The organism is Streptomyces viridifaciens (genome assembly GCF_001888885.2).
GTDB classification, from domain to species: Bacteria; Actinomycetota; Actinomycetes; order Streptomycetales; family Streptomycetaceae; genus Kitasatospora; species Kitasatospora aureofaciens.
Window position 1 is genome coordinate 7,656,907 of record NZ_CP090841.1, and the last position, 24,864, is coordinate 7,681,770.

Here is a 24,864-nt window from a genome sequence, read left to right on the forward strand (position 1 = left end):
GCTCGATCCAGCCCGGGAGGTGCCGTTTTCCCTCCATGGCGATTATGATCGTCGCGCGGTGAAGGAGTCCGCCGCTGCCGACCTGGGGGCGGGGATGTGCGGTTCGGGAAGCGGTCGCGGCGGACGCCGAACCCGTGACACCGGTTGGAGCCGGCGGGTCGTAACCGCCCGAAGAGCATGACGGTCCCTGAACCGGGCCGACCGGCGGGGCGCTCCCGACCTACGGGGGTGGGCGGGAGCGCCCCGCCGTCGGTCAGACCGCGCCGATGCGGCACGGGCTGGTGCAGGTGTACCCGCCGGTCTTCTTGGTGCTCATGACGAAGTAGGCGTCGTCCTCCGGCGGGACGACGCCATGGCGGATCCAGCCGAGCTCCACGGCCTGCCCCTCGACGGACTCCCGGCACATGTGCAGGGCCTCCCGGATCAGGCCGAGGGTGCGGGCCAGGCCCAGGGTCTCCAGGTTGGACAGCACCGCGTCGACGGCGAGCAGGTTCAGCCCGTCGCCCACGTTGACGGCCAGGCCGACGCCGTGTTCCTCGTGCATCGTGGGCAGCCCCCGGCGGTGGGTGGACTCGTCAGCGATGTCGTCGTGGACGAGGAACCCGTTGTGGAAGAGCTCCAGTGCGGCGGCGGCGCGTACGGCCTCCTCCGGGCGGCCGCCGAACGCGGCGCAGGCCGCGATGGTGAGGGTGGGGCGCAGCCCCTTGCCCTGGCGTGCCGGGTAGCTGCGCATCAGGTCGTAGAGCTCGGCGCGCGGCTCGCGGTCCGGCATCAGGCGCTGCATCTCGTCCTTGGTGCGGCTGCGGCAGATCTCCATGGTCTGTCGCAGATCGGCATCGCTGATGCGGTCCTCGTGCCACCACGGGGAGGTCTGCCGGCCGTCCCAGAGCAGACGCGGGGCGGTGACGGTCGTACCGCCGACCAGGGCGGGCCGTTGCTGCCCGGGCACGTCGGCGGGCCTGAGCCCGGTGAGGAAGTCCAGTGCCCGCCACCGGCTGTCCGGCCCGGCCCGGTCCGCTGCGGCGGCCCCGGTGCTCGCGCCCCACAGCTGCGGTACCTGCTCGCGGTAGCTGCCCCACAGCTCCTGCACGGAGCGCAGCCCGGAGGCCCGCTGGGAGAGCAGGGTGAAGGCGCGCCAGGTGGCCAGGGTCTGCTCCTGGGAGCCGCGGACGTCGAGGCTCTCGGACAGGACCTCCGTGGTGGGGCGGCGCTGGAGGTCGAAGACGAGGTTCATCGCCCGGTCGTCGAAGGCGACCTCGACGTCCGGATCCGGGCAGCGTTCCTGGGCGACGATCAGGTGGCTGTGCTGGACGGTGAGGGTGGCATGGCTGCCGTCGTTGAAGTGCAGACCGAGCCGGATGCCGCGCATCTGGTCCGCCGCGGCGGCGACGATCGCCGGGGCGCGGTCGGCCAGCGCCGCGACCGTCCGCTCCAGCAGCCCGGCGCCGGTGAACGCGAGGGTGTCAGTCATGGGCACCCCCGGCGAACTCCACGATGCCACCGGTCTCGAAGGCCAGCAGGCGGCCGCCGATGACGGCTTCGACGCGGCAGGGGCCGAGCGTCTCGTGGACGCTGAACGGACGCAGGCTGGTCTCGGAGGGGTTGGCGATCCGGGCGGCCGTGCGGGCGTGGAAGTCCAGCACGACCCGGTCGTCACCCACCCGGGCGGTGACCACCAGGCGGCGGGGGACCATCCCCGTCGCCGGAGTGACGAGCGTCCGGGCCAGCGGGGGGACCAGCACCACCCGATCGCGGTCCAGCACGTCCTGGACCGCGATCTGCATGCTGCGCCGGGGGAAGCAGCGTCCCACTGCCCAGCCCCCCGGGCTCCGACTGCCAGCGCAGGTGCTGGTCACCGGCGAAGGGTGCGCACTGCGAGGTGCAGGGCCTGGACGTGCGGCGCAACCGCACGTCCAGCGCCGGGCCGGCCGACCGCCCCGGTCTCAGCCCAGCGGCTTGTCGAGGACCGCCTTGGCGTGGCTGAAGGTGTCGATGGAATACTCGCCGTGGTAGCGGCCCATGCCGCTCTCGCCGACACCGCCGAACGGCAGCTCGGGGACGGCCAGGTGCGACACGGGCAGGCCGAAGACGAGCGCGCCGGAGGAGGTCTCCTCGGCCAGCCGCTGCTTGGTGCGGTCGGAGTCGGTGAAGGCGTACAGCGCGAGCGGCTTGTCGCGCTCGTTGATGAAGGCGATCGCCGCGTCGAGGTCGGGCACGGTGATGATCGGCAGGATCGGTCCGAAGATCTCCTCCTGCATCACGGGAGCCGCGGGCGGGACGTCGGCGAGCACGGTGGGTGCCAGGTAGCGGGTCGCGCGGTCGTGGCTGGCGCCGGTGACGACCCGTCCCTCGCCGAGCAGGGCGGTCAGACGGTCGAAGTGGCGCTCGTTGACGATCCGCCCGTACTCGGGGTCGCCGGCCGGGTCGTCCCCGTGGGCGGCGCGGACGGCTGCGGCCAGTTCGGCCGCGAGCGCGGGGGCGGTGTCGCCGACGGCCAGCACGTAGTCGGGGGCGACGCAGGTCTGGCCGGCGTTGAGGAACTTGCCCCGGGCGATCCGCTGCGCGGTCACGGCCAGGTCGACGCCGGGCTCGACCACCACGGGGCTCTTGCCGCCGAGTTCGAGGGTGACGGGGGTGAGGTGCTTGGCGGCGGCGGCCATGACGATCCGCCCGACCGCGCCGTTGCCGGTGTAGAAGATGTGGTCGAAGCGCTGCTCCAGGAGTGCGGAGGTCTCCGGGACGGCGCCCTCCACGACGGCGACGGCCTGCGGGTCGAGGTAGCGGGGCAGCAGGCGGGCGATGGCCGCCGAGGTCGCCGGGGCCAGCTCGCTGGGCTTGACCACGGCGGTGTTCCCGGCCGCCAGGGCACCCACCAGCGGGGCGAGGGCCAGCTGCAGCGGGTAGTTCCACGGGGCGATGATCAGCACCACGCCGAGCGGGTCGCGGACCACCCGGGCCTGGGCCGGGAGGAAGGCGTCGGGAACGGCGGCCGGCTTCGGGCGCAGCCATTCCTCCAGGTGCCGCACCGTGTGGTCGAGCTCGTTGAGGGTGAAGGCGATCTCGGTGCGGTACGCCTCGGTGGCGCCCTTGCCCAGGTCGGCGTTGAGGGCGGCCAGGAACGCCTCCGACTGTTCGGTGAGCAGCGTGCGCAGCGCGCGGAGCTGGTCGAGGCGCCAGTCCAGCGGCTTGGTGCGTCCGGACCGGAACGTGGCCCGCAGCCGCTTCACGACGCTGTCGGCGTCGGTGGCGAGGGCCTCGACCAGCCGGTGGGCCAGAGCCGCGGAGGAGGCCGGGTTCTGTCCGGTGTACAGGTTGCGGTCGACGACGGTGTGCGGGGTGAACGGGGCGGCTTCGGCGAAGTCGGCGCCCAGCTCGACCAGACGGTCCTGGACCAGCCACGCGGCGCGGTCGGCCAGTCCGGCCGCGGTCTCCTCGGCGTTGGTGAACGCGGTCATGCGGTAGCCGGCGAAGGGCCAGCTGCCGTCCTCGCGGCGCGCGGCGAGCAGCGCGGCCGGTGCGTGGCAGATCACGCCGAGCGGCCGGCCCGAGTCGAGGGCGCGGGTGAGGATGCGGCCGGAGGCCTCGTTGACCGCGAGGTCCTCCATGGGGCCGTGGCCGCCGGGGTAGAAGACCAGGTCGTAGGCGTCCGGGTCGATCTCCTCCAGCGTGGCGGGAGCGGTGAGCGAGTCCCGGATGGAGTCGAGGTACGCGGTGACGGCGTCGGCCCGCTCCTGGCCGCCGTTGGCCGCGGCGGTCAGGCTGGCGCGGTCGACGGTGGCCGCCACGCCGCCGGGCGTGGCGACGGTGATCTCGTAACCGGCTTCGCGGAAGACGCGGTGCGGTTCGGCGAGCTCCTCGGCCCAGTAGCCGGTCGGGTGGGTGGTGCCGTCGGCGAGGGTCCAGTGCGTGGCGCCGGTGACGACGAAGAGGGCGGCGGTCATGGTGGTGCTCCGGGATGAGTTGAGGGGTTCGATGGTTGATAGCCTCAAGTAATGCGTCGACGGTAGACCCCGATGGTTGAGGATGTCAACCAATCCCGCCTACACTCGATCCATGACCAGCACCACCCCGCCCCCCGCGCCCACCTCCATCGAGCTGATGGACCAGCTGGCCCAGGCCGCGGCCGCGTACTACCGGAGCTTCGCCACCGTGGCGGCGGCACGCGGCCTCACCCTGATGCAGGGCAAGGTGTTGAGCCTGCTCCGGCGTCCGATGCCCATGCGGACCCTCGCCGAGCTGCTCGCCTGTGACGCGTCCAACGTCACCGGCATCGTCGACCGGCTGGAGGCGCACGGCCTGGTCCGCCGCGAGGTCGATCCCGCCGACCGTCGGGTCAAGCGGGTGATCCTGACCGAGGACGGTGAGCGGACCGTCCAGGAGATCCGTGCCGAGCTGCTGGCGACCCTCAGCGGTCTGGACGAGCTGGGCGAGGGAGACCGGCACGCTTTCCAGCGCCTGCTGGGCCGGCTCTTTCCCGCCGGTGCCGACGCCTGACGTCCATCGGGACGTGCGCGGCGCCACCCGTGCGGACGACCGGCTCTCCGAGGCCGCGACGGAGGACCGCAAGCGCGAAGGCTGATTCCGAGATTCCGAGAACGACCTGGATCACCCGGACGACCTCCGGGCGATCGCGACGACGGGGTGATCGGCGGGGTCGATCCACTGCATCGTCCGGGTCATGAAGGCGGCGGGAACGGCGACGCATCCGCCGGTGGCGTCGGCTCGGGGGCCGAGGTCGTGGAGGAAGATGCCGGCACCGCGGCCCCTCACCACGGGGGAGGTGTTGAAGTCGATGACCAGGACGTTGTCGTACTGGACGGGGTGGCTGACGAGGTGCTCGCTGCCGAGGGCGCCCTGTTCGGTGAGGTGGAACCCGCCCTCGGTGTCGGTGCGCATGCGGTTGTAGTAGGCGGAGGAGGGGTCCTGCACCCACCAGTCGTGCGTGGTGACGTGGTGGTAGGGCATCTTCGTGCCCGGGTCCGGGGAGATCCCGAAGCCCTGGGTGATGGTGTACGTGCCGGTCGGTGTGGTCCCGGACCCCTGGACGCGGGTGAGGCCGTCGTGCACTCCGCCGGACCCGATGCGCGCGTCGGTGGTGGAGTCGAGGGACCGCCAGAGGCCGTCCTGCCGAGCCCACAGGGTCACGGTGGCGCGGGTGCCGTCCGCCTCGACCGTGATCACCTGCTCGGCCCGGCCGACTGTGACCGGCACGGGGAACGGGCCGCCGTCGGCCCATGCCCTCGGGCCGGGGCCCGCACCGGTCAGTGTGGCGGCGACACCGAGTGCGAGGGCCACGCGCGCGCAACGGGGTGCCGAGCCACGGCGGTCGGCGGGGCGTGTCCGGGAGACGGCCATGGAGGGGCCCTTCTGGTGTGGACGGTACGGGCGGGGCGGGACGGGCCGCGGCGGGTGGGAGCCGGAGGCTCCACCGCACGCCATGATCGGCTCGCCGGGGCAGCCGTGCCAGCACCGACACCGGGCCGTGGCTGCGGTGGCTGCCCGAGACGACGGCGCGTCGGGCCCGGGTGGCCGGGGCTCCACGGGCGGGACACAATCGTCGGGGCGGCGGGTGACCCGCCACGCCGCCGGTGGGGCGGGGTACTCGACCCGGAGGCGACTGTGGCCGGTGTGACCAGCAGCGATCTTCTCGTGGACGCGTTCGACCGGATCCGTGACACGGTCGCCGACGTGGTCGACGGCCTGACCCCCGAGCAGTTGGCGTACCGGGTGCACCACTCCGCCAACTCGATCGCCTGGCTGGTCTGGCACCTCACCCGGGTGCAGGACGACCACCTCGCCGACGCGGCCGACCGCGAACAGGTGTGGACGGCCGACGGCTGGGCGAGCCGGTTCGCCCTGCCGTTCGCCGCGTCGTCGACCGGCTACGGGCACCGACCCGCGCAGGTCGCCAAGGTCACCGCCACCGCCGATCTCCTCGCGGGCTACCACGGGGCCGTCCACGCGCGGACCGTCGACTACGTGCGCGGCCTCGACAACCGGTCCCTGGCCCGGATCGTCGACGAGTCCTGGCAGCCCCCGGTCACCCTGGGGGTACGCCTGATCAGCGTGATCGCCGACGACCTCCAGCACGTCGGCCAGGCAGCCTACGTACGAGGCCTGCTGGCCCGGCACTGACGGCCGATCACTCGGCTGCGGATCACCGCCCACCCCCTACGGCGTCCGGGCCACCGTGCGGCCCGCCCGTGCGGCGGTGGACTCGAAGACGGTCGCGTCGAGCACCGCCGCGCCGCCCGGGTCGTTGTTGAAGTACACGTGGACGTCCGCCGGGTCCGCCCAGGTGTCGGCGATGCGGCCCACCCAGGTGGCCAGGGCCTGTCGGCCGTACCGGGGCCGGGGCCGGGCCCGACCGGCGTGGCAGCGCAGGTAGCCCCAATCGCAGGTTCGCCACAGTGGCGTGACCGGGCGTGACTCCCGGTCCGCCCAGCACAGTGCGGCGGCCCGGTCGGTCAGTACCGCACGGATCTCCGGCGTCCACCAGGAGGGGTGGCGCGGCTCGACGGCGACCCGCACGCCCGTCGGGAAGGCGGCCAGGCAGCGGTCCAGCAGCTCGGCGTCCGCGTGCAACGTGGGCGGCAGCTGGAGCAGCACCGGGCCGAGCCGATCCCCGAGTCCCTGCGCCGCCGTGAGCAGCCGCTGGACCGGCTCGGCCGGCTCGCGCAGGCGTCTGATGTGGGTGAGGTAGCGGCTGGCCTTCACCGCGAACACGAAACCCGCCGGGGTACGGGCCCGCCAGTCGGCGAAGGTGTCCGGCGAGGGCAGGCGGTAAAAGGCGGCATTGCTCTCCACCGTGGCGAACCGTGCGGCGTACTCCTCCAGCCAGCGCCGCTTGGGCGTCCCCTCGCGGTAGAGCAGCCCGCGCCAGTCGTCGTACTGCCAACCCGAGGTACCGACGATCAAGGGCATGTCTCCAGCAAACACCCGTCGGCCGGGCCACGCCCTCGATTCGCCCGGCCGGCCGAACGGGTCGGAGGTGGCCGGGCGCATCGGCCGTGCGCGGACGGTCCCGTGGGACGTGTGATGCCCGTCAGGGGTGGCCGGCGGTCAGTCATCCGTACGAGTGGGCACGACGGTGATCACCACGGGTACCGGTGGAACGACTGGCACGATGAAGCGCATGGACCGATTCCTGGCCGGGCGGGCCGGCCCCGCCCGCCGCCCCACCGGCAACGGAGGCCCGTGGACGAGCCCTTCGCCATCGCCGTTCGCACCCGCACCTGTGCTCTGGGCAGGTCGGGCGCGGATGCGCCCCCGTCATACGCCCTCGACCGGGTGACCGTGCGCCGTGCCGGGCGACTGCTGTTGGACGGCCTCTCGGCGCAGATCCCCGGTGCCGCCTGCACGGCGCTGGTAGGGCCGTCGGGCGCGGGCAAGTCGACGTTGCTGCGGGTGCTGAACCGGCTGGCGGAGCCGACGTCCGGTGAGGTCCGCTTCCGGGGCACGCCGTTGCCCGAGCTCGACGTGTTGGAACTGCGCCGCCGGGTCGGGCTGGTCGGCCAGCAGCCGGTGCTGCTCACCGACCGTGTCCTGGACGACCTGCGGGTGGGCCGCCCGGACCTCGACGAGGACCGGGCCGCCGTGCTGTTGGAGCGGACCGGTCTGCCGGCCGGGATGCTGGCGCGGGCCACGGCCGGGCTGTCCGGAGGCGAGGCCCAACGGGTCTGCCTGGCGCGGGCACTGGCCGTCGGTCCGGAGGTGCTGCTGCTCGACGAGCCGACGTCGGCCCTGGACGCGGACAGCGCGCAGGCGGTGGAGTACACGATCAGGGACCTGGTCGCGGACGGGCTCGCGGTGGTGCTGGTCAGCCACAACGTGCCGCAGGCGCGCCGGGTCGCCGACCACGTCCTGGTCCTGCGCGGTGGGCGGCTGGTCGCCTCGGGGCCGGCGGACCGCGTGGACTACCTCCGGAAGGGGACGTGAACACGGCCGTGCCGACCTGGGCCGGGGTCGCCGCCTCCATCGCCCTGGTGCTGCCGGCGATCGCGGTGGCGTGGCACCGGCGACTGGACCTCGCCCGGGACATCGCCGTTGCCGCCGCCCGCGCAGGCGTCCAACTCGCCGCCGTCGGCGCGATCCTGCTCCTCGTCTTCCAGCACACCGGCGTGGCCGGAGCCGCCGGCTGCCTCGCGCTCATGGTGATCACGGCCGGGCGGGTCTGCGCGGGCCGCTCCGCCGGGCTGCCCCGCGCGCTGCCGATCGCCACCACCGCGGTCGCCGTCGGCTCCGGCGGGACCCTCGGAGTGCTGCTCGCCCTCGGGGTCATCGCCCCCCAGGCCCGGGTGGTGATCCCGGTCGGTGGCATGGTGGTCTCCGGCGCGATGCAGGCCACCACCCTCCTCCTGGTGCGCCTTCGCGACGAGGCCCGCACCGCGCGCCCCGCCGTCGAGGCCCGCCTCGCCCTGGGCCTGCCCGCCGTCGAGGCCTTCGCGCCCCATCTGCGCTCGACCCTGCGCACGGCGCTGATCCCCGCCGTCGACGCCACCAGGACCGTCGGGCTGATCAGCCTGCCCGGTGCGATGACCGGCCTGATCCTGGCCGGCGTCGACCCGCTCACCGCGATCCGCTACCAGATCGTCGTGATGTACATGATGCTCTCCGCTGCTGCCCTGGCCGCCCTCACCGCCGCCCACCTGGCCGAGCGAGCCCTCTTCGACGACGTCCACCGGCTACGGCCGCTCACCGCCGGGACCCGGGGTTGACATCCCGTTCGTAGGGCCGGTCCCCCACCGGAGTTCGGGCGCAGCCGCCCGGGTGCGCCGGGCCCTCCCGGGCGTGGGCTCCGCTCAGTCCGCCCAGACGCGGGTGAGGCAGCGGGGAGCGGACGGGGCGGGTGGGTCGGTGAAGGCGGTGCGGCCGTGGAGGACGGCGGTGTTGTCCAGCCAGAGGAGGTCTCCCGGGTGGAGGGGGATGCGCAGGAGGATGCGTGGGTCGGAGAGGATCCGGTCGACGGCGTCGAGGGCCGCGTGGTCGTCGGGGGTGAGGGGCGCGCCGGCCTCGTGGTGGGCGCGTTCGATTCCGCGCCTGTTGTAGTGCACGCGCAGCTCGGCGCCGTGGCGTTGGAAGACGGGGCGGATGCGGTCGAAGCCGGCGCCCCGGCCGAAGTGGAAGTCCTGGTAGAGGCGGGGGATGGCCCAGGGAGCTTCGGTGAGCAGGCGGTTGTGCACGGCGTGGCCGCTGGCGAGGAGGGTGTCACCGCCGAGTGCCGCCGCTCGTACGGACAGGAGCCCGAGCAGCTTCGGCGGGCGGGGGGCCGGGGTGCGGTCGGTGTGCGGGGTGAGGGCGAGGTTGGTCCTGCCCAGTCCAGCGTTGTCGGCCACGGTGATGAAGCCGCCGGGCTCCGCCGGCCACGGGGTGCCCAGCGAGGCGGCGAGCCGGTGACACAATTCGGCGCACTCCTGGTCGGTGCGGCCGTCCACCGGGAGACCCCGGATGACGACGAACCCGCGGCTGTTCCGCACGCGTCGGGTGACGTGCGTGGCCAGCTCCGCCAGTTCCGGCGCCGGGTGCTCCCGTGGGCCGTCCAGTGCGCGCGAGCAGGCGGGTGGCAGGGGGACCAGCCAGTCGGACTCGCTGAGGGCGTCGCCGTGCCATGCCGTGGGTGCTTCGACGGGGACGGGCTCGGTCAACTGTTCACCTTTCCGCGGCGCCCGGGACGGGATTGGGCAGGTGCGCCCACTGGTCGCCCGCTGGCGAGAGCCGCATCAGCGTCAGCGCCTTGACCGGCAGCGGCTCCGTCCGCAGTGCCGACAGGTCGGGCGTCGGGTGGAGGTCGCGGATGGCGGCTTCGAGCAGGGCACCCAGCTCCGCGGTGCTCCCGGCGAGGGGGCCGAGCGCGCCCGTGATCAGGCAGCTGAGGACCTTGCGGCGGAGGGCGACGGGGTCGTCCTCGAGGAGCCGGCCGGTCATCGGCGGCGCCGGGAGGCCGTGCCGGGCCAGCCGGGCCGGGCTGATGCGGATGTCGGCGAGGTCCCGGTAGACCAGCCGCCGGGGCCACCCCTGCCGGTCGAGCACCGCGAGGAGGTTCTGCCCGTGCGCTTCCAGGGCCACCCCCAGGTCGAGCAGCTCCAGGCAGACGCCGAGGGCCAGCCGCGCGAACTCGGCGATTCGCGACGGTCGTTGGTGCGGGCCGTGGTCGTGGGAGGCGAAGTGCCCGGGCAGTTCGGCCACGGGTACCACCTGTTCGTCCGTCCCGGCGTGGACGTACGGCGACTCGCGCAGGACGGCCGCCAGGTCCGGTGTGCCCGCCCCGGCCGCCGCCAGCGTCCGGGTGATGTGCAGCCGGCCGTCCAGGCGGTCCGCGACCCGCACGGCCAGCTCGGACGTGGCCAGCGCGTGGTCCACCGAGTAGGCCGAGATGTCCCGCACCTGGGAGGTGAGCCGGGCGCTCAACGCGGTCTTCACGTGGGTGCGGTGGTCGAGGGCGAGCGTGCGCAGGGACAGCAGCGGATGGGCCGCCGGACCGGGCAGTACCGACCGGCCGCCGAGGACGTGCTCGGCCTGCCAGGGGTGCACCGGGAGCAGCACGGCCGCCCCGTCCCGCCACTGCGGGGGCCATGACCCCCGCACCGTCGCATCCGTGACGGGTGTGAGGAGCAGACCGACCACCGGCCGGTGTTCGGGCGCGTAGGCCAGCTGCTCGGCGGCCGAGAAGCCGGGCCGGGAGCGGCAGGTGGGGTGGTACGGGTGGCCATCCGCGGACCGCTGCTCCCACTCCCAGGGCTCCGACGGCGGCCCGGCCGGGGGAGGGGCCGTCCGGGACAGGGCCAAGGAGGCGGCGCTGTGGTCGAGTTCGGCGGCGAAGGGCTCGCCGCCGGGTACCTTCAGGGCCGCCATCAGCAGTGCCGGATGGTCGTACGGAACGCCGTCCAGCTCCACCGCGGCGACCGCCGTCCCCGTCGCCCACGGGTCCGACGGCGGGCCGTGCAGCCGTCGGCCGTCGGTGAGCCGCACCGAGATCCCGTCGCCGCCGCGGGCGCGGCCGGCGATCCAGGGCAGCGGTTCGTGGACCAGTCCCCGCCACAGCCGCGCCAGCACCGCGGCCCGGGCGCCGGGCAGGGCGGCGAGATAGGCGGAGGACAACGACGGCCGGACGCTCGCCAGTTCCTCGGCCAGCGCGCGCTCGGCGGGTGTGTCGCACACCCCGATGTTCTACCGCGGGCGAACACCTGCCACACATACTGCTCCTCGATGAATACTTTCGCCCGCGAAGCCGACGCACTGGCCATGGCACCCCTGCTCAACTGTCTGCTGAGGGAGGCCTCCGTGCCGGCGCCGGAGCCGGCCGGGGAGCCCGAGGCCGGCCGCGCGGTCCACCGCCTGCGCGCCACCGGCCGGCTGCTGCGCGTGCGCACCGGCCGCGCCTCCGCCGCGCCCGAGCTCTGGACCGGCACCGCCTGGCAACCCGTGCGCCACAGCGGCCTCGTCGAGCTCGCCGCCCAGGAGATGCGGGCCGTCACCGGGCGCTCCAACGTCGCCCTGGCCGCCGAGATGACCGCCGGCCGTGAGATCGTCGAGGCGCTCCTCGCCGCCCGTTCCCGGGCCGTCCCGCCCGAGAGCCTGTGGCTGCGCTCCGAACAGGCCCTGGTCATGGGCCACCCGTTCCACCCGGCCCCCAAGGCGCGCAGCGGCGGCGGCCCGCCCGGTTCCTGGCTGCGCTACGCGCCGGAGACGCACGGCCGCTTCCCCCTCGCGCTGCTGGGCGTGCGCGAGGACGCGGCGGTCGACGACGGCGACACCAGCGCCCTCGACACCCTGGGCCGGGCACCCGACGGCTACCGGCTGCTGCCCGTCCACCCCTGGCAGTTGGACCTCACCCGGCACCGGCCGGCCGTCCGCGCCGCCTTCGCCGAGGGCCGCCTCCTGCTTCTCGGCCACACGCCGTGGGACGCCCGGGCCACCGCCTCCGTGCGTACGGTGCACGTTCCCGGCGGTGACGAACGGCCCGGGGCGACCGGGGACCTGTTCCTGAAGTTCAGTCTGGAGGTGCAGATCACCAACGACGTCCGGCGGATCCGTCGGCACGAGCTGCGCCACGCGCTCCGCACCGACCCGCTGGTCAGCGCGGCCTTCGGGGCCGTGGACGGCCCCGCGGCGTGGCTGAGCGAACGCGGGTACCGTACGGTCCGCGGACTGGAGGAGACCTTCCCCGTCCTGGTCCGCGACGGCCTGGACGACCACCTGCTCCCGGGCGCCACCGCACTGCTGGCGGCGGCCCTCACCGAGGGCTTCGACGGCGATCCGCTCGACCGGGTCACCGACCCGCTGCCCTGGTGGTCGGCCTACCTGGACTGCGTGGTCCCGCCCGTGCTGGAGGCGTACGCCCGCCACGGCATCGCCGTCGAGTGCCACCTCCAGAACACGCTGATCGCCGTCGGCCCGGACGGCCTGCCCGTCCAGGCCCTCTTCCGCGACGCGGAAGGCGCCAGGGCGATTCCCCCGACGCCCCGGGAGGCGGCCTGGGAGCGGCTGGTCTACTGTCTCGTCGTCAACAACCTGACGGGTATCGCCGACGCGCTCACCCGGCGCTTTCCCGGCGCCGCCGCGGCCCTGTGGCCCCTGGCGCGGCAGGTGGTCCAGCGGTGCGACAAGGAGCTCGGCCTCCCGGCGGCCGAGACGCTGATCGCCGCGGCAACCGTCCCGTGCAAGGCCAACCTGCTGTCCCGCTGGATCGACGCGGACGGTACCGAACCCCGCTACGTCCCCGTCCCCAACCCGCTGGTCGGTTACTCCTGAGCGAGCCCCGCCGCCCTGACGAGCCCTGCCCGGGGGGAGGTCCTGTTTGCCGGACAGGCCCTACCCGATGCGGCTGAGGAAGTCGAGCACCCGGCGGGTGACCCGCGCGGCCGCGGACCCGTCGTGCGTGGGCGGGCCCATCTCGTTCTCCTCGTGCCGCGGTGCCCGTGCGGCGCCGCGGCACGAGTATGACGCGCACCGCTGACACCGGGGACTGCCCGGTGCGGGGAGGCGGGACGGCCGGAGTTCCGCATCCGGGGTGACTGCAATTTCAAAGTGATATGTCACACCCTATTGATTGCCCCGGGTCGCCCGTGACACCGTGCCAGGCGACGCCTTCACGGCAAGCGCGTGAGGCTCACCCCCACCCCCCACAGCAAGGAGTGACGATGCGTCACCGACTTCGGCTGCCCCGGGCACTGGCTGTGCTCGCCGCCGCAAGTACCGCCATCACCGGCTTCGCCGCCGCGCCGAGCTTCGCCGCCCCCACGGCGCAGACCGGTCAGCAGGCGAACCGGGCTCCCCACCCCGGGCACCTGGGCGGCATAGCCCCCACCGGCACCGCCTTCGGTCTCGACACCCACGCGCAGACCCAGACGGGCCGGCTCGCACCCGCACAACTCCCGCCGCGCTCCCCGCAGTCGGCCGCGCCGCAGGCCCCGAAGCCCGAACTCGCCAAGGCCCCGGCCCTTGCCGAGTCCGGCCGGGCCGCCGCCGGCGCGGCCGACACCTCCTGCACCCCGGCCGACTTCAGCGGCCGCACCGGCGCCGACCTGGTCGGCTACATCAAGGGCTCTACCGTCGACTGCATCAGCTCGCTGTTCCGCATCACCGGCGGCGACGCCAACGGGGTGTTCAGGCAGAGCCAGATGCTCGCGGTGGCCGACGGCCTGCGCAGGGCCGCCGCTTCGTACACCGGCGACAACTCGACCGGCATCTACCAGCTGGTCTACTTCCTCCAGGCCGGCTACTACGTGCAGTACTACCACCCGGGCGACGTCGGCACGTACGACGCGAGCCTGACCGCCGCCGTGCAGGCCGCGCTCGACACCCTGGTGGCGAGCCCGCACTTCCTCGACGTCAACGAGGGCAACGGCCAGGTCGAGGGCCAGGCGATGATCCTCACCGACAGCGCCAACCTCCAGGCGCACTACCTGAAGACGTACCAGCAGGTGCTGAACGCGTACAACAGCTCCTGGGACTCGTCCTGGTACATGGTGAACTTCGCGAACAGCGTGTACACCCCGATCTTCCGCGGCCACCAGAACGCCGACTACGTCGCGGCCGTCACCGCCGACCCGAGTCTGATCAACACCCTCGACAGCTTCGCGCTGAACCACCGGAGCATGCTCGGCGGCAACAACTCCTTCCTGGACTCCAACGCCGGTCTGGAGACGGCCCGGTTCATCGAGCACCCGGCGCTGGTGAACACCGTCCGGCCGCTGATCAAGGGCCTGATGAACGTCTCGTCGATCACCGGCCCCACCGCGCCGCTCTGGGTCGGCGTGGCCGGCATGGCCGCCGGCTACGACCAGGCGAACTGCTCGTACTACGGCGTCTGCAACCTGCCGGAGCAGCTCAAGGCCGCCGCCCTGCCGGTCAGCCACACCTGCGACTCCACCCACACCATCCTGGCGCAGAGCCTCACCGCCGCCGACCTCGCTGCCGTCTGCGCCAGCCTGCAGAACCAGGACCCGTTCTTCCACAAGCTGGTCAAGGACAGCGGTCCGATCGCCGGCCAGTACGAGAACTCGCTGCAGATGGTGGTCTTCGCCTCCCCGCAGGACTACCAGACCTACGCGGGCGGCATCTACGGCGTCAGCACCAACAACGGCGGCATCACGCTGATCGGCGACCCGAGCGCCCCCGCCAACCAGCCGATCTCGCTGACCTACCAGAACGGCAACGACGGCTTCACCGCGGGCATCTGGAACCTCAACCACGAGTACACCCACGCCCTCGACGGCCGCCTCGACATGAAGGGCGACTTCACGCAGCAGATCTCCGTGCCGGACGTCTGGTGGATCGAGGGCGTCGCCGAGTACGTGTCCTACAGCTACCGGAACATCACGGACACCGGCGCGATCGCCGAGGCGCCCAAGCACACCTACGCGCTCAGCACGCTGTTCCAGAACACCTACGACAACAGCGACACCACCCGCACCTACCCGTGGGGCTACCTGGCGGTCCGCTTCATGGTCGAGAAGCACCCGGACGTCGTCCAGAACATGCTGGGCCACTTCCGGACCGGCGACTACACGGGCGGCTACGCGGTCTACAACTCCATCGGCACCGCGTACGACACCGAGTTCAACACCTGGCTGGACGCCTGCGCCGCCGGCGCCTGCGAGGTGGGCGGCGCACCGACCGCCGCCTTCAGCGCCGTCCCGTCCGGCCTGAACGTCCAGTTCACCGACCGGTCGACCGAGTCCGGCGGCGGCAGCATCGCCTCCTGGGCCTGGAACTTCGGTGACGGAGCCACCTCCACCGACCGGAGCCCCGTGCACAGCTACACCACGGCGGGCAGCTACACCGTCAGCCTCACGGTGACCGACGGCAACGGGAAGAGCAACAGCGTTAGCCAGTCCGTCACGGTCAGCGCCGTCACCGCCTGCACCGCCGCCGACACCCGCGTGCTGGACCAGAACTGCTCCCGCACCAACCAGTCCGCGACCGCCGGCAACCTGGACTACTACTACATCTACCTGCCGGCCGGCACCACCACCCTGAAGGTGAACAGCTCCGGCGGCACGGGCACCGCCTACCTGCTCTACAACCCCGACAGCTGGGCGACGCCGAACGCCTACACCGACGGCTCGACCACCTACGGCACCACCCACCAGAGCCTGACCGTCACCAACACCACGGCGGGCTACCGCTACATCAGCCTCTACGCCCAGACCGACTTCAGCGGCGTGACCATCACCACCCAGTACTGACCCCGACCCCCCCGCGCGGCGGCCCGGAGCACACCGCTCCGGGCCGCCGCCCGTCGTCCGGCATTCGAAGGCGTGCGAACACCGTGGCCGCCCTGGCTGTCCGAGCGAACTCCGTTCGGTGGCAGGCGGGTTGATTGGCCGGGGCGGCGGGGCTTCGCTAGGGTGCTCGCATGAGCGACCAAGTGACGCCTCCCTTCGGGAACTTCCCGACCGTCCGCCGGGCACTCGACATCCGGGACGAGCTGGCCCCGCCGGTGGCCGAGGCCCTGGGGGGCTGGGACGCGCCGGAGGCGGCCGGGGCGGTGCTGTACGTGGACACGGATCCGGAGAAGGCGGACACCGCGGTGTTCTGCGAGACCTACGACGCGCCGCTGGAGTACTCGGCGAACTGCGTGGTGGTCGCCGCCAAGCGGGGCGGGGAGGTCACGATGGCCGCGTGCGTCGTCCTGGCCACGACCCGGCTGGACGTGAACCAGGCGGTCCGCAAGCACCTCGGGGCGCGCAAGGCCTCGTTCGCCCCGATGGACGCCGCGGTCGAGGCGACCGGGATGGAGTACGGGGGCATCACGCCGGTGGGTCTTCCGGGCGACTGGCCGCTGCTGATCGACGAGGCGGTGGTCGCCGCGCCGCACGTCCTGGTCGGCAGCGGGCGCCGCCGCGGGAAGCTGATCCTGCCGGGACGGGCGCTGGCCGCGCTGCCGGGCGCCGAGGTCGTCCCCGGGCTGGCCGCAGTGGTGGCGGAGCCCAGTTCGGTGGAGGCCTGAGGGCCGGTCAGGAGCAACCCTCGCGGGAGCGTGGCGGGACGAGCCAGCCACGCGCCTGGGCGGCCATGCCCGCGCTGAACCGGCCGGTGGCGTCGAGCTGTTCGAAGAGTTCCCGGACGATGCGCCGCATCGTCCGGGAGGAGACCCCGATCTCGCGGGCGATGGCCTCGTCCTTGTATCCGAGCTGCATGAGCCGCAGGACCTGGTACTGGCGCGCGGTGGGCCCCTGGCGCGACGGGGGAGCGACCTCGGCCGGGCGGGCTTCCTGCCAGCAGAACTCGAAGGTCTGCACGAAGAGGCTGACCAGGTCGGGGTTGCGGACCACCACCAGGGCGGGTTCGGCGCCGTCGCCGCTGTTCGGCGGCGGGACGAAGGCCAGGTCGGCGTCCAGCACGATCAGCCGGTAGGGGAGGGTGGCGGAGATGCGGATCTGGCCGCCGGCCCTGCGCAGCGCCTTCAGGTGGGCCCGGCCGCGCGGGACCCGGAGCATGGACTCGCTGTGGATGGTCCGGATGGACACGCGCCGGCCCAGCACCTCCTCGTCCCGGCGCCGTCCGGCGACCAGGAGCGCCGCGGCCGGCGGTGCGCCGGGATTCATGCTGAGGACCTGGCCGCGCACGGTCATGGTGGCGTCCTCCAGGAGCTGACGCACCGCCGCCTCGCCGCGGAAGACCTCCACCCCGTGACCGCCGAGGCGGTCCAGGTGGGCGGGGATCGCCGCGATGTTGACCTCGGCCAGTTCGCGGTCCAACGCCTCGACCGTGCAGGCCAGTTCGCCGATCGCCCGGCGGGCCGAGTCGAGGATCCTGCCCATCTGGGCCTCGGGTAACGACGGCTCGCGCCGGTCGGACTGAACCTGCATGTGCACCCCCAGGTCTGCTCGACACCCCCGCAGCGGCCGCCGGCCGGTGCGCGAGCCCCCGCGGGGTACGCACCGTCGGTTGCGCGGCGTGCACGCATGGCAACCATGCTGCTTCACGGCCCGCAGCTGGAACAACCCCGCATCTCAGTTGCCGGACGTGGTCGCACTGTGGCCTGCGTCACACCGCGGTGCGGGCCCGGGCGCGTGCGCCGATGGCCGGTCGGGGCCATGGCCGGACTGAGCCATCGGCGTTCGCTGGACAGCCTCGGCGGTCGGCTGATTGGTTTGCAAATGGCCGCTGGGTGATCGGTGCCGTCCCGGGACGAGAGACGGATCGTGGCGTTCAGCGACGCGTAGGGGGTTGCTTCCGCGGCTGTTCTCCGGTGCACCGAGCCGCGATCCGGCAGGTCGGCGCCGGTCGGGTGTCAGGCCCGGAGCGCCGACCCGAGCTGGGGCCGATCCCGTTGTGCGAGGCGCCGCACCACCGATCCGAGAACGCGGGAGGACCTATGGGCGTCGAAGAGTTGACCAATCCGCTGCTGGCCGGGTTCTGGAACGAGACGCGCCTGCGATCGAGCCCGGAGACGATGATCTCCCCGGCCGCCGATCACACGGATCCCGGGATGAGCGTCCAGTGGACGCGGATCGCCGAGGCCCTCGGACTGGGCTACGGCGAGCGTTCGGGCGCGGTGATCACCAAGGGCAAGACCCTGATGCGGGCCCGCACCACGCCGTCCGCCGGCGCACTCTACCCCTTCGAGGTACTGGTGGCCTTCCAGGACGGCCACGACTACGCCCTCTACCACTACGACGCGGCCGGCTGCAGCCTGCGCCGACTGGCCGCCGTCGGCCGCCACGAGGTGGCCGACATCCTGACCGCCGCGCCGTCGTCCGACCCACCCGCGGCGGACGCGGACCGCACCGCCGACCTGCCCGCCGCGGTGGTGGCCGTGGTGGCCCGGCCCTGGCACGCGATGCGCAAGTACGGCCGGCGCGGCTACCTCTACACCCACCTGGACAGCGCCCACGCCGCCACCAACATCGCCCTGGCCGCCGCCGACGCGGGCTTCGACCCCGCGGTCCGGCTGCGCTTCGACCGCCGCGCCCTCTCCCGCCTCTTCGGACTGGAGAACCTGTGCCGGGAACCCCAGGCACTGGTCACCCTGACCGCCCCGGCCGGGGGCCGCCCGGCCGGGACCGGCCGGGCGGCCAATCCCTTCGCCGTACCGATCTGGTGGCACGACGGCGGACGCGGACTGGAACAGCCCGACGGCCCCGAGCGCGAGGCCTGGGAGCTGGTCAGCCCGGTCAGCACCTACCACCAACCCCGGGACCTGCCGCTGCGGTTCGGCACCACCGCGTCGGTCCGGGCGGCCGGCCCCCGTACCGGCGCCGCCGCCCCGGTGGCACTGGCCGGCCCGGACGACACCGCGGCCCTCGACGACTTCGGCCCGGTCGTGCTCAGCCGGCAGTCCGCCAAGGGCTTCCTGGCGAAGCCGGTCGAGGCCGACGCGCTCGGAAGGACACTGGCCGCCGTCCGCGGCGGCATCGCCGTCGACTGCGCGGACGGCCCGCTGGCCGGCCTGCGCCTGCTGGTCCGCAACGTCGACGGCCTGGCCCCGGGCGCGTACGAGTACGACCCGGCGGGCCACCGGCTGCTGCCGGTCGGCGGCGACGGCGGCTCGGAGGAGGCGGTGGTCGCGGCCTGCATGAACCAGGGCGTCGCGGCCGGCTGCGCCGCGCTGGTGGCACTGCACGCGCCGGTGCGCCAACTCCTCGGCGAGCGCGGCCAGCAGGGCCTGGCCGAACTCCACTTCCACGCCGCGAGCGCCGCCCAGCGGCTCTGCCTCGGGGCGGCCGTGCAGCACGTCGGCATCACCTGCCTCGGCGGGTTCGACGCGGGTCGGATCGCCGGACTGGCGCTGCTGGCGGACGAGGAGGAGGTCATGTACGTGATCGCGGTCGGCATCGCCGACGAGAACGCCGTCAAGTGGGACCGGGCGCCGATCGCTCACAGCCACGGACGGGACCCACGGCAGCCGGCCGGCTGACCGCGGAACGGACGAGACCCGCAGCCGACCCGGCCTCGGAGCCGAGGCTCGACCAGAGGGAGCAGTGTGTGGTTTCCATGCTGAGCAATGGCATCCTGTCCGATCAACTGACGGACCGCCACCGCGAGTTGCAGGCCAGGGCAGCGGACCACTTCACCCCGCAGTGGCTCGACAAGTGGCGTACCTCGCCCGACGGGCACCTGCGCCGGGAGACCTGGCAGGACCTCGCGGCGAACGGCTTCATGGGCGTGTCGCTGCCGCGCGAACTCGGCGGCCAGGGCCTGGGCCTGCTCGGCGCGCTGGTCCTCGGCGAGGCGCTGGCCGGAGCCCGCGACGGCGGCATCGCCCTCGCGATGCACGTGCAGAACGAGATCGCCTGCGAGTGGCTGGTGTCCGCCCGCGACGAGGCCCTGCGCGACCGCTACCTCCCGGGGCTGGTCGCCGGGGACCTGGTGGCCTGCCAGTGCGACACCGACCCGTCCCCCGAGGAGCCCACCACCGCGACCACCGAGGGCGCCCAGGTCGTCCTCCACGGCCGGAAGAAGTTCGTCATCAACGGCGCCACCGCGGACCTGTGCTTCGTCAGCGCCGTCCTGGACGGCGCGCCCGCCATCATCGCGGTGGAGAAGTCCACCCCGGGCGTACGGGTCACCGAGGTGTACGACAAGTTCGGCACCCGCAGCGTCGACTCCGCGCAGGTGGAGTTCGACGGCGTCCGGGTCGCCGCCGAGCAGATCGTCTCGCGCAGCGGCATCAGCCAGCTGATGCGCTGGAACCGGGTGATGTCCCGGATGCGCCTGCTGATCGCCGCCGACGCCTTCTTCACCCACCGGGCGCTGCTGGAGCACATCACCGGGTACGTGCGCGCCCGCACCCTCGGCGGCCGTGCGCTCGGTGCCTGGCCGGTCAACGCCCACGCGCTGGCCCGGGCCCGCGCCCACCAGGAGCTGATGGAGGCGGGCATCGCCGACGCGTACCTGCGGGTCACGGCCGGGGGCAGCACCGTACCCGAGATCGCCGAACTCAAGTGGTTCTGCGTGGAGAAGGCCAACGAACTGGCGGTCCTCGCCACCGACCTGGAGGGCGGCGCGGGCTACATGTGGGACAGCCCCTCGCTGCGCGCCCACGCCCAGCTGCGCGGATTCCGGATGTCCGGCGGCAGCCAGACCACCATGCTGACCATCGCCAACCACAGCATGGCCTGCCGGGCCGAGCTCGAACTCGCGCCCTCCGGAGCGGACGGAGCCCGCCGTGGCTGACGGGCAGCGGCTTGGCGCCGCGTTCCTGGCCGCCTGCGCCCGGCACGGCGAGCGGCGGGCCGTCGTCGCGGGCGGCGAGGAACTGACCTACACCCGGTTCGCAGACCTGGTCCGGGACCGCGCCGACACCCTGGACGCGCTGCTCGGGCCGGACCTGGCCAACGTCGGCGTGCACGCCGCCAACAGCATCGACCACCTGGTCTCGTACTACGCCCTGCTGGTGGCCGGACGGCTGCCGTTCCTGATCGACGCGACCTTCGGGGCCGCGGAGCTGGATGGCATCCGGACCAGCTGCGGCGTTCCGGCCTTCCTGCTCGGCGGCAAGGAGCCGTTCCCGCTCGGCGGCGACGTCCGGGCCGTCCCGGACAGCGCGCTGTCGCTCGCGGTGCTGCCCGCCCCGGCCGGGGCGCCCGAGCCCCGGGCGTCCACCGCCACCTGCCGGTTCACCTCCGGCACCACCGGCGCCCCCAAGTGCCTGGAGTTCACCGCGGACGCGGTGATCGCGGCCGCGGACACCTGGGTGGCCGGCACCGGCCTCGGCCCCGGCGACCGGGTGCTGTGCCTGGCCGGCTTCACCAACGGGCTGGCGTTCAACACCTCGCTGCTGCCGGTCTTCACGGTCGGCGCCGAACTCCACCTCTACCAGGGCCCGCCCACCTCCGGCGGAATCTCCCGGGCCGTCTCCCGCGCCGCCGCGACCCGGCTGGTGGCCTTCCCGCTGGCCTACCGGCTGCTCGCCGCCGCACCCCGGGCGGACGTCGACGCGTTCGCCACCGTCACCCGGGCCGTCTCCGCGGCCGCCGTCCTCGACCCCGAGGTCCGGCGCGGGTTCGAGTCCCTGTACGGCGTGCGGATCGCCGACTACTACGGCATCGCCGAGACCGGCCCCTGCACCTACGAACGCGAACCCGACCGCTCCGAGGGACTCGGCACCGCCCTGCCCGGCGTGTCCGTCCGGTCCGTGGAACTGCCCACCGGCGAGACCGAGGTGAGGGTCCGCACCGCCTCGATGGCGGCCGGGTACCTGAACGCCCCCGGCGCCCTGGCCGAACGGCTCGACGCCGACGGCTACTACCGCACCGGCGACCTCGGCCACCTGGTCGACGGACGGCTGTTCGTCACCGGCCGGCTCGGCGGACCGATCAACCTGGCCGGCCGGAAGATCGACCCGGCAGAGATCGAGCGCACCCTGCTCGCCCTCGACGGCGTCACCGACGCGGCCGTGTTCGCCGACACCGACGCCAACGGGGAGACCGTCCTGCACGCCGCACTGGCCGGCAGCGGACGGATCGGCCGCACCGAGGTCGTCGACGCCTGCCGCGCCCGCCTCGCGCCGTTCAAGGTGCCCGGTCGGGTGACCTTCCTCCCCGCCATCCCCCGATCGACCGTCGGCAAGGCCCGGATGACCGAACTGCGCCGCCTGGTCCAGGACGTCCGCGCCGCCGACGACCACCCCCAGGAACTGGAGGAGCACGCATGACCGGTACAGCCAACGAGGCGGCCCGCACCGACAGGGACCTCCGCGAGGAGATCGAACTGCTCGTCGAGACCGCCACCGGACGGGTCGTCACCGTCGCGGACCTGCGGGCCGCGGACGGCGAACTCGACCGTGCCGGCGTCAACTCCATCGGCTACATCAACCTGATGGAGGTCCTGGAGCAGCGCTACGACGCCGTGATCGACCCCGAGGCCGACCCCGAGCACCTGTACTCCGTCGACTCGATCGTCCGGTTCGTCCGCGCTCGGCTCGCCGAGGGAGGCCGCGCATGACCACCGCCCCCGACCGGGCCCTCACCGCCCTGCACGGACTGCTGACCGGCCGCGGACTCGACCTGCCGCCGAACGCTCCGAAAGGTGGCCGGGCGTCGGACGAGGCGCTGGACCGGATCTGGGAGACCCGGCCCTTCGCCGTGGCCGCCGCGCTCACCGAGCAGGTCCACGGCGTCCTGCCGCTGCTCGACTCCTTCGCCGCCGGGGCCCCGCTGCTCGACGACATCCGCGCCGGCCACGTCACGGCCTCGCTCGGCCTGTTCACCCCCAACGCCCTGCTCAGCCTCACCGCCCCCGCCGTCCGGGCCGACCGGGACGGCGGACGGACACTGCTGCACGGCCGCTACCGGTACGCCACCCAGGACGCCGAGGCGTCCGTGGTCCCGGTCCGGCTGGACGGCGCGACCAGGCTGGCGCTGGTCACGCACGACGCGGCCGGCGTCCGGCTGCACGGGGCCGGACGGGCCGCCGGCTGGGGCTGGGCCGAACTCGACGGCGCCCCCGCCGCCGCGCTCTCCCGACCCGTCGACTGGGCGCCCGGCGGAGAGCTGACGGCCGCCCTCGACGCGTACGCCTGGGCGTTCGCCCGCCGCGCCCTCGCCTGGCCCGCCCGGGTCGTCGCCGACCTGCGCCGGGCGCTGGCCCGGGCCGGCGAGGGCGTCGAGGCGCTCTCCACCTCCCAGTACCTGGCCCATGAGCTCAGCAAGCTGGAGATCGAGATCTCGCTGGCCTCGGCCGCCGCCCGGTTCGGGGCCGGGTTCAAGACCGAGGAACCCGGCGGCCAGGCCGCTCTCGCCACCCTGCTGAGCACCGTCGACCTGATCCGGCGGACCGCCCGCACCGCCGAGGACATGGCCACCGAACTCGGCCTCGAACACTCCCCGGCGGGCGTCGCCGACCGGCCCGACGCCGCCGACTGGCCCGACGCCGCCCTCCAGGCCTACTTCGGCGGCCGGCGCGTCGTCGAGAACGAACTCGCCCGCCGGATGGGCCTGGTCCCGGAGGCGGTCGGCGCATGACCGTTCCCGTTCCCGTCCCCGTCGCCGTCTGCGGCCTGACCGGCCGGATGGCGGGCGTCGTCCGGCAGGCCGTCCTGGACGCCCCCGACCTGGCGCTGTCCGCCCGGCTCAGCCTCCGGCCCCCGGCGCCCGACCCGGCCGAGGCCAACCCGCCCGCGCCGGTGGTCCACCGCCTCGCCGACCTCCCCGACGCGCACCCGGTGGTCGTCGACTTCACCGCCGAGGAGGCCACCGCCGAGCTGCTCGACCAGGCCCGCACCGTGCCCTGCGCGCTGGTCATCGGCACCAGCGGTCTCGGCGAGCGGCACCAGCGCCTGCTGGCGGAGGTCGGCCGCAGCCGCGCCGTCGTGGTCGCCGCCAACTACAGCCTCGCCCTGCTGGCCGTCACCCGCTTCGTCGAGGACCTCGCCGCCCAGTCCGACGACAGCTGGAACGCGGGCGTAGGCGACCTGCACTTCGCCGGCAAGCGCGACCGCCCCAGCGGCACCGCCCGTCACCTCGCCGCCGCCTGGCAGGGCGCCCGCGGCCCCGGCGCGCCCGCCCCCGACATCACCTCCTTCCGCCTCGGCGACGCCCTCAGCGAACACCGGGTGGTCGCGGCGGGCAGCGGAGAGCACGTCGAGGTCCTGCACCGGATGGCCGACCGACGCGCCTTCCTGCCCGGCGTGCTGCGCGCGATCCGGTACGCGGCCACCGCCGGGCCCGGCGTGCGCGGCCTGGCGGACGTGGTGCGCGAACCCGTTCCGGTACGGCGGTGACCGGCGTGCGACTGCTGTGGGACGAGGTCCGGCGCGGCGCGGCACAGTCCGCGCACCAGTGCGGCGGGCACACCGGCGCCGCCCGCCGGGACCAGTGGTGCGCGGCCCGGCACACGCTGAGGACCGGCCTGGTCCGGCTCGGCCTGGTGCCCGACCTGCCCGACGCCCACCGGCGGATCGGGCTGGCCGGCCCCGGCGCCGTACGGCAGGTCAGCTGGGACGGCGCCACCCTGCGGCCCGCCGTGCAGTTCTCGGTCGCGCACACCGCCGAGCAGGTGGTGGTGGCGCTGCGCCGCGGCGAACCGGCCGGCGGCGCGGCACCGACCGGGCTGGGCGTCGACGCCGAGACCGAATGGGCCACCGCCGAGCGCAACCTGCACCGCTTCGGCACCCCGGCCGAGCTCGACGCCCTGCGCCGGGCCTGCGGCCCGCTCCGGCCGCTGCACCTGTGGTGCGTCAAGGAGGCCCTGGCGAAGGCCTCCGGCCTGGGCTTCGCCCGGACCCCGCCCCGGCGCTACCGCCTGCACCCCGCCGCCGACGCGGCACCCCACCACCTGACCGTCGAGATCGCCGGAGCCGAACCGCCGGACCACGGCCCCCGCCGGGCCCTGGTCCGCACCGGCACCCGGACCACCGCCGACCGGCCGCCCACCGCCTGGGCGGTGGCAGAACTGCCGACGGGCTGAAACCCG

General features: G+C 73.9%; 22 protein-coding genes and 1 pseudogene. 14 read left to right on the forward strand and 9 right to left on the reverse strand.

What is annotated here, in order from left to right; translation table 11 throughout:
* Nucleotides 1-253 precede the first annotated feature (253 nt).
* The 4 genes and pseudogenes from BOQ63_RS41420 to BOQ63_RS41435 all read right to left on the reverse strand — a co-directional run.
* Complete coding sequence (locus BOQ63_RS41420) at nucleotides 254-1,471, reverse strand: polyprenyl synthetase family protein (protein WP_051746604.1); 1,218 nt, start codon at nucleotides 1,469-1,471, stop codon at nucleotides 254-256.
* Nucleotides 1,464-1,784 (reverse strand): hypothetical protein, encoded by a 321-nt coding sequence (locus BOQ63_RS41425; protein WP_030279503.1) that lies wholly within the window; start codon nucleotides 1,782-1,784, stop codon nucleotides 1,464-1,466. Before BOQ63_RS41425 ends, BOQ63_RS41420 begins: the two co-directional genes overlap by 8 nt.
* Nucleotides 1,785-1,943: 159 nt before the next feature.
* Entirely contained in the window at nucleotides 1,944-3,263 is a 1,320-nt protein-coding gene (locus BOQ63_RS41430; protein WP_030279505.1) for an aldehyde dehydrogenase family protein, read from the reverse strand.
* Nucleotides 3,249-3,941 (reverse strand): annotated as a pseudogene (locus tag BOQ63_RS41435) (type 1 glutamine amidotransferase domain-containing protein); the annotation flags it as partial. The pseudogene BOQ63_RS41435 and the gene BOQ63_RS41430, both read right to left, overlap by 15 nt.
* Before the next feature lie 112 nt (nucleotides 3,942-4,053).
* Between BOQ63_RS41435 and BOQ63_RS41440 the strand changes: the two are divergent.
* Nucleotides 4,054-4,494 (forward strand): MarR family winged helix-turn-helix transcriptional regulator, encoded by a 441-nt coding sequence (locus BOQ63_RS41440; protein ID WP_030279507.1) that lies wholly within the window; start codon nucleotides 4,054-4,056, stop codon nucleotides 4,492-4,494.
* Between the two features lie 111 nt (nucleotides 4,495-4,605).
* Here BOQ63_RS41440 and BOQ63_RS41445 read toward each other — a convergent pair whose 3' ends face one another.
* Nucleotides 4,606-5,295: a L,D-transpeptidase family protein gene (locus BOQ63_RS41445; RefSeq protein ID WP_030279509.1), complete on the reverse strand. Its 690-nt coding sequence runs from the start codon at nucleotides 5,293-5,295 to the stop codon at nucleotides 4,606-4,608.
* A 333-nt stretch (nucleotides 5,296-5,628) separates the two neighbouring features.
* Between BOQ63_RS41445 and BOQ63_RS41450 the strand changes: the two genes are divergently transcribed.
* Nucleotides 5,629-6,135, forward strand: coding sequence for a mycothiol transferase (locus BOQ63_RS41450; protein WP_072656479.1), 507 nt, complete (start codon nucleotides 5,629-5,631; stop codon nucleotides 6,133-6,135).
* Between the two features lie 36 nt (nucleotides 6,136-6,171).
* Here BOQ63_RS41450 and BOQ63_RS41455 read toward each other — a convergent pair whose 3' ends face one another.
* A complete protein-coding gene (locus BOQ63_RS41455; RefSeq protein WP_030550481.1) occupies nucleotides 6,172-6,924 on the reverse strand; it encodes a DUF72 domain-containing protein in 753 nt (250 codons plus the stop codon).
* A gap of 273 nt (nucleotides 6,925-7,197) precedes the next feature.
* Here BOQ63_RS41455 and BOQ63_RS41460 point away from each other — a divergent pair, with 273 nt between their 5' ends.
* Nucleotides 7,198-7,938, forward strand: coding sequence for an ABC transporter ATP-binding protein (locus BOQ63_RS41460; RefSeq protein ID WP_454132004.1), 741 nt, complete (start codon nucleotides 7,198-7,200; stop codon nucleotides 7,936-7,938).
* A complete protein-coding gene (locus tag BOQ63_RS41465; protein WP_072656042.1) occupies nucleotides 7,935-8,717 on the forward strand; it encodes an ABC transporter permease in 783 nt (260 codons plus the stop codon). Before BOQ63_RS41460 ends, BOQ63_RS41465 begins: the two co-directional genes overlap by 4 nt.
* 84 nt (nucleotides 8,718-8,801) lie before the next feature.
* Here BOQ63_RS41465 and BOQ63_RS41470 read toward each other — a convergent pair whose 3' ends face one another.
* Both BOQ63_RS41470 and BOQ63_RS41475 read right to left on the reverse strand, forming a co-directional pair.
* Entirely contained in the window at nucleotides 8,802-9,644 is an 843-nt protein-coding gene (locus BOQ63_RS41470; protein WP_030550485.1) for a TauD/TfdA family dioxygenase, read from the reverse strand.
* A 4-nt stretch (nucleotides 9,645-9,648) separates the two neighbouring features.
* Nucleotides 9,649-11,157, reverse strand: a complete 1,509-nt coding sequence (locus tag BOQ63_RS41475) for an IucA/IucC family protein (protein ID WP_079183986.1) — start codon at nucleotides 11,155-11,157, stop codon at nucleotides 9,649-9,651.
* A 48-nt stretch (nucleotides 11,158-11,205) separates the two neighbouring features.
* Here BOQ63_RS41475 and BOQ63_RS41480 point away from each other — a divergent pair, with 48 nt between their 5' ends.
* The 3 genes from BOQ63_RS41480 to BOQ63_RS41490 all read left to right on the forward strand — a co-directional run bounded on the left by BOQ63_RS41480 (nucleotide 11,206) and on the right by BOQ63_RS41490 (nucleotide 16,453).
* Nucleotides 11,206-12,750, forward strand: a complete 1,545-nt coding sequence (locus BOQ63_RS41480; protein WP_072656044.1) for an IucA/IucC family protein — start codon at nucleotides 11,206-11,208, stop codon at nucleotides 12,748-12,750.
* A gap of 389 nt (nucleotides 12,751-13,139) precedes the next feature.
* On the forward strand, nucleotides 13,140-15,689 hold the full coding sequence (locus BOQ63_RS41485) for a collagenase (RefSeq protein WP_030550488.1): 2,550 nt from the start codon (nucleotides 13,140-13,142) through the stop codon (nucleotides 15,687-15,689).
* A 170-nt stretch (nucleotides 15,690-15,859) separates the two neighbouring features.
* Nucleotides 15,860-16,453, forward strand: coding sequence for a YbaK/EbsC family protein (locus tag BOQ63_RS41490; RefSeq protein WP_046386209.1), 594 nt, complete (start codon nucleotides 15,860-15,862; stop codon nucleotides 16,451-16,453).
* A 7-nt stretch (nucleotides 16,454-16,460) separates the two neighbouring features.
* On the opposite strand, the gene BOQ63_RS41495 is transcribed toward BOQ63_RS41490, so the two are convergent.
* The gene (locus BOQ63_RS41495; protein WP_143174871.1) at nucleotides 16,461-17,315 is read right to left on the reverse strand and encodes a helix-turn-helix transcriptional regulator; all 855 of its coding nucleotides are present in this window, start codon (nucleotides 17,313-17,315) and stop codon (nucleotides 16,461-16,463) included.
* 509 nt (nucleotides 17,316-17,824) lie between these two features.
* On the opposite strand from BOQ63_RS41495, the gene BOQ63_RS41500 reads away from it, so the two are divergent.
* The 7 genes from BOQ63_RS41500 (at nucleotide 17,825) to BOQ63_RS41530 (ending at nucleotide 24,858) form a co-directional block, all read left to right on the forward strand.
* Nucleotides 17,825-19,366 carry a nitroreductase family protein gene (locus tag BOQ63_RS41500; protein WP_072656045.1) on the forward strand — a complete coding sequence of 514 codons (1,542 nt, stop codon included), beginning with the start codon at nucleotides 17,825-17,827 and terminating at the stop codon, nucleotides 19,364-19,366.
* 77 nt (nucleotides 19,367-19,443) lie between these two features.
* Entirely contained in the window at nucleotides 19,444-20,625 is a 1,182-nt protein-coding gene (locus BOQ63_RS41505; protein WP_072656046.1) for an acyl-CoA dehydrogenase family protein, read from the forward strand.
* Nucleotides 20,618-22,105, forward strand: a complete 1,488-nt coding sequence (locus BOQ63_RS41510; RefSeq protein ID WP_072656047.1) for a class I adenylate-forming enzyme family protein — start codon at nucleotides 20,618-20,620, stop codon at nucleotides 22,103-22,105. The genes BOQ63_RS41505 and BOQ63_RS41510 overlap by 8 nt, the downstream gene beginning before the upstream one ends.
* Nucleotides 22,102-22,395 (forward strand): hypothetical protein, encoded by a 294-nt coding sequence (locus BOQ63_RS41515; protein ID WP_030550502.1) that lies wholly within the window; start codon nucleotides 22,102-22,104, stop codon nucleotides 22,393-22,395. Before BOQ63_RS41510 ends, BOQ63_RS41515 begins: the two co-directional genes overlap by 4 nt.
* Nucleotides 22,392-23,414, forward strand: a complete 1,023-nt coding sequence (locus BOQ63_RS41520; RefSeq protein ID WP_454132000.1) for a hypothetical protein — start codon at nucleotides 22,392-22,394, stop codon at nucleotides 23,412-23,414. Before BOQ63_RS41515 ends, BOQ63_RS41520 begins: the two co-directional genes overlap by 4 nt.
* Nucleotides 23,411-24,172: a 4-hydroxy-tetrahydrodipicolinate reductase gene (locus BOQ63_RS41525; RefSeq protein WP_030279545.1), complete on the forward strand. Its 762-nt coding sequence runs from the start codon at nucleotides 23,411-23,413 to the stop codon at nucleotides 24,170-24,172. Before BOQ63_RS41520 ends, BOQ63_RS41525 begins: the two co-directional genes overlap by 4 nt.
* A complete protein-coding gene (locus BOQ63_RS41530) occupies nucleotides 24,169-24,858 on the forward strand; it encodes a 4'-phosphopantetheinyl transferase family protein (protein ID WP_454131998.1) in 690 nt (229 codons plus the stop codon). Before BOQ63_RS41525 ends, BOQ63_RS41530 begins: the two co-directional genes overlap by 4 nt.
* Nucleotides 24,859-24,864 lie beyond the last annotated feature (6 nt).